At 68.3% G+C, this 4,244-nt stretch carries 1 protein-coding gene; it reads right to left on the bottom strand.

Going from position 1 to position 4,244, the window contains the following annotated elements:
- The coding region (locus A5708_RS19245) for a non-ribosomal peptide synthetase (RefSeq protein ID WP_155766082.1) at positions 1-4,244 on the bottom strand (4,244 nt) is incomplete at both ends.

Genomic DNA, 4,244 nt, shown 5'->3' on the forward strand with positions numbered 1-4,244 from the left:
GCCAGCCGGGCCACGGTCTGCTCGACGAAGATGTCGCGGGGCCGACAGATCAGCCCCGCGGCGCGGGCACGGGCGACGACCTGCATCGACGAGATGCTGTCGCCGCCAAGGTCGAAGAAGGAGTCGTCGACGCCGACCCGCTCAAGCCCGAGGACCTGCGCATAGATGCCGGCCAGGATCTCCTCGACCGCGCTGCCCGGGGCGCGGTATTGGCCGCCGGTGTATTCCGGTGCCGGGAGTGCGCGGGTGTCGAGTTTGCCGTTGGGGGTGAGCGGCAGCGCCTCGAGGGTCACGATCGCGGCCGGCACCATGTAGGGCGGGAGCCGCTCGCCGAGCTGGGTGCGCAGACCGGTGGGGTCGGCGGTGCCGGTGATGTAGCCGACCAGGCGGGTGTCGCCGGGGCGGTCCTCGCGGGTGATCACCGCCGCCTGCTCGACCCCGTCCAGCGCGGCCAGGGCGGTCTGGATTTCGCCGAGTTCGATGCGATACCCGCGGATCTTGACCTGCTCGTCGGCGCGGCCGAGGTACTGCAGTTGGCCATCAGCACGCCACAGCACCAAGTCCCCGGTGCGATACATCCGCGCCCCCGGGGCGCCAAACGGGCACGCCATGAACCGCGACGCGGTCAACCCCGCCCGACGCACGTAGCCCACGCCCACCCCGCGACCGGCGATGTACAACTCGCCGACCACCCCGGCCGGGACCGGGCGCAACCACACGTCCAGCACGAAGAACGCCGCCCACGCGATCGGCGAGCCGATCGGCGGGGCCCCCGACCCGGCCGCAATCGGCGCGCTCTTGGACGCCCACATCGTCGTCTCGGTCGGGCCGTAGACGTTCACCATCACCCGCCGGGGCGCCCACCGCTCCACCAGCTCGACCGGGCAGGGCTCGGCACCGATCACCAACGCCGCCGACTCCAAACTCTGCGGTGACAGCATCGCCACCGCCGACGGCGTCTGGGTCAGGACGGTGACCCGTTCGTCGACCAACAACGCGTGAAAGTCCTCCGGTGTGCGGGCCACCGAATCGGGCACCACCACCAGCCGCCCCCCGAACAACAGCGCACCCCAGATCTCCCACACCGAGAAATCGAATGCGTAGGAATGAAATTGCGTCCACACCTGGTGGGGCGCCAACTCGATGCCGATGTCCAGCGCGTCGAACATCTGGGTGACGTTGTGGTGGGTGACGGTCACCCCCTTCGGCACCCCGGTGGTGCCTGAGGTGTAGATGATGTGCGCCAAATCATCGGGAGCCGGAACGGACATCGCGGTATCGGGTTGGGCGTCGATGCCTGGGTCATTGACGTCGATGACCGCCAGCTCGTATCCGGCCAGGCGCGAGCGCAGACCGGCCGTGGTGATCGCAGCGATCGGCGCGGCATCCGTGATCATGAACTCGATCCGTGCATCGGGCAGCGCCGCGTCAATCGGGAGATACGCCGCCCCGGACTTCAGCACCGCCAGGATCGCCACGATCGCGTCGGCTGAACGCGAAAACAGCAGTGCGACAGACTGTCCCGGCCCCACACCCTGGCCGGCCAGCAGATGCGCCAGCCGGTTCCCGGCCTGCTCCAACTCGAGGTATGTCATCGACCGGCCATCGAAGGTCACCGCCACCGCCTCCGGGGCCCTGGTCACCTGCTCGGCGAACACCGCCGGAATCGACATAGGCGTGGCGGGTTGAGTCAGGGCCACGCGGTTGCCGATCGCATCCAGACGCGCATGCTCCGTTTCATCGAGAACATCGATCGAGGACAGCCGGCGGTCGGGGTCGGCCGTCATGGCCACCAACACCCGCTCCAACCGCCCGATCAACGCCTGGATGCTGTCGGGGTCGAACACATCGGTGCGAAACTCCACCGTTCCGCCGATCCCGGCGGGCTCACCGTCCTCCGTGAATCGTTCAGCCAAAGAGAACGCCAAATCCATGCGGGCGGTGCGGGTGTCCACCGGCAGCGACGTGACCCGTAGGTCCTCCAACATCAGTTGCGCCGCGGGATCGCTGTTGCCGGCGAACTGCCAACCCACCATCACCTGGATCAGCGGATGTTGAGCCAACGACCGGGACGGGTTGAGACGCTCGACGAGTACTTCGAAGGGCACGTCCTGGTGTTCGTAGGCGGCCAGGCTGCGCTGTCGCACCTGGTCCATAAACTCGGCGACGGTGGGATCCCCGGACACATCGACTCGCAGCACCAAAGTGTTGACGAAAAAGCCCACCAATTCGTTCAGTGCGGGGTCCCGCCGCCCGGCGATCGGGAACCCCACCGCCACATCGGAACTGGCGCTGATCTTCGACAACAGCACCGCCACGGCTGCCTGCATCATCATGAAGCTGGTCGCCTTGTGCTCCCGAGCTGCCCGCGCTAGCTGCTGCTGCACCTCGGGCGGCCAGTCCAGGACCACGCTGGCTCCGCGCTGATCGGCCACCGGCGGATACGGCCGATCGGTGGGCAGTTGCAGGCGCTCGGGCAGGCCGGCCAGCGCCCGCTGCCAGTAGTCGAGTTGCGCGGCGATGGGGCTGCCGCTGTCCTCGAGATCACCCAGCTGGGCCCGCTGCCACAGCGTGTAATCGACATACTGCACTTCCAAGGCCGGCCAGTCGGGCGCGAGCCGGGCATACCGGCGGGCATAGGCCACCCCCAGATCGCGGATCAGCGCGGCGATCGACCAACCGTCGGCGGCGATATGGTGCAGCACGGCCACCAACACATGTTCGTCGGCGGCGAGGCGGAAAAGTGTTGCCCGAAAAGGGATCTCAACGGCCAGGTCGAAACCGCGGCGCGCCACGGCCCCGATGGCTTCATCCAGCCGCGTGGCTGGCCAGCCGCCGGCATCGACCACGTCCCAACCGAAGTCGGCCTGCTCGGCGGCAACGACCAGCTGCTGGGGAATTCCCTGCGGCGCCACGAACAGCGTGCGCAGGCTCTCATGCCGTGCCACCACGTCGGCTAGCGCCGTGCGCAAGTCCGCGGTCTCGAGGAGTCCGTTCAACCGCAACGCAGCCGCCATGTTGTACACCGGGGAGGGCCCCTGCAGCTGGTCGATGAACCACAACCGTTGCTGGGCGAACGACAACGGCACCACCGCGGGCCGCTTGATCGGCACCAACGGCTGAAGCCGGCGCGAACCCACACCGATGCGGAGCACCAACTGGGCGACCGTCGGCGCATCGAACACCGCGGGTACCGCGAGGTCGGCATCCAGTGCGGTGTTGATAGCTGCGGACAAGCGCATCGCCAGCAGCGAATCCCCGCCCAGGTCGAAGAAGGAGTCGTCGACGCCGACCCGGTCGAGGCCCAGAACGTCGGCATAGATGCCGGCCACGATCTCTTCGACCGCACTGCCCGGGGCTCGGTAACCATCAACGTCCTGGGACCCCGGTGCCGGGAGTGCGTGGGTGTCGAGTTTGCCGTTGGGGGTGAGTGGGAGGTGGTCGAGGGTGATGATTGCGGCCGGGATCATGTAGGGCGGGAGTTGTTGGGTGAGTTGGGTGCGTAGGTGGGTGGGGTCGGCGGTGCCGGTGATGTAGGCGATCAGGCGGGTGTCGCCGGGGCGGTCTTCGCGGGTGATCACTGCGGCGTGCTCGACGCCGTCGAGTGCGGCCAGGGCGGTCTGGATTTCGCCGGGTTCGATGCGGTAGCCGCGGATTTTGACTTGTTCGTCGGCGCGGCCGAGGTAGTGCAGTTGGCCGTCGGGGTCCCAGCGGACCAGGTCGCCGCTGCGATACATCCGGGTGGCGGGGGCTCCGAAGGGGCAGGCGATGAAGCGTGATGCGGTCAGCCCGGCCCGGCCGAGATACCCGATTGCGACGCCGGTGCCGGCGATGTACAACTCGCCGGTCACGCCGATGGGTACTGGGCGCAGCCAGGTGTCGAGCACGAACAATGCGGCCTGCGGGACGGGGGTGCCGATGGGCACCGCCGGGGCGCCGGCGTCCAGCGGGGCGCTGATGGCCACACACATCGTGGTTTCGGTGGGGCCGTAGGCGTTGACCATCATCCGCCCGGGCGCCCACCGTTGGACCACCTCGAGGGGGCAGGGTTCTCCGACGGTCGCAAGCGCCGATTCCAGCCCCTGCGGTGAGAGCATCGCCAGCGCCGAGGGGGTTTGGGTCAGCATGCTGACGTGTTCGGCGATCAGCAGGTGGTGGAGGTCGTGTGGCGATCCGGTCACGGTTTCGGGGACCACGACCAGGCGCCCACCCCTGAGCAGCGGAGTGAAGATCTCCCACACCGA

The sequence above is a fragment of the Mycobacterium colombiense genome, from assembly GCF_001672755.1.
GTDB lineage: Bacteria > Actinomycetota > Actinomycetes > Mycobacteriales > Mycobacteriaceae > Mycobacterium > Mycobacterium colombiense_C.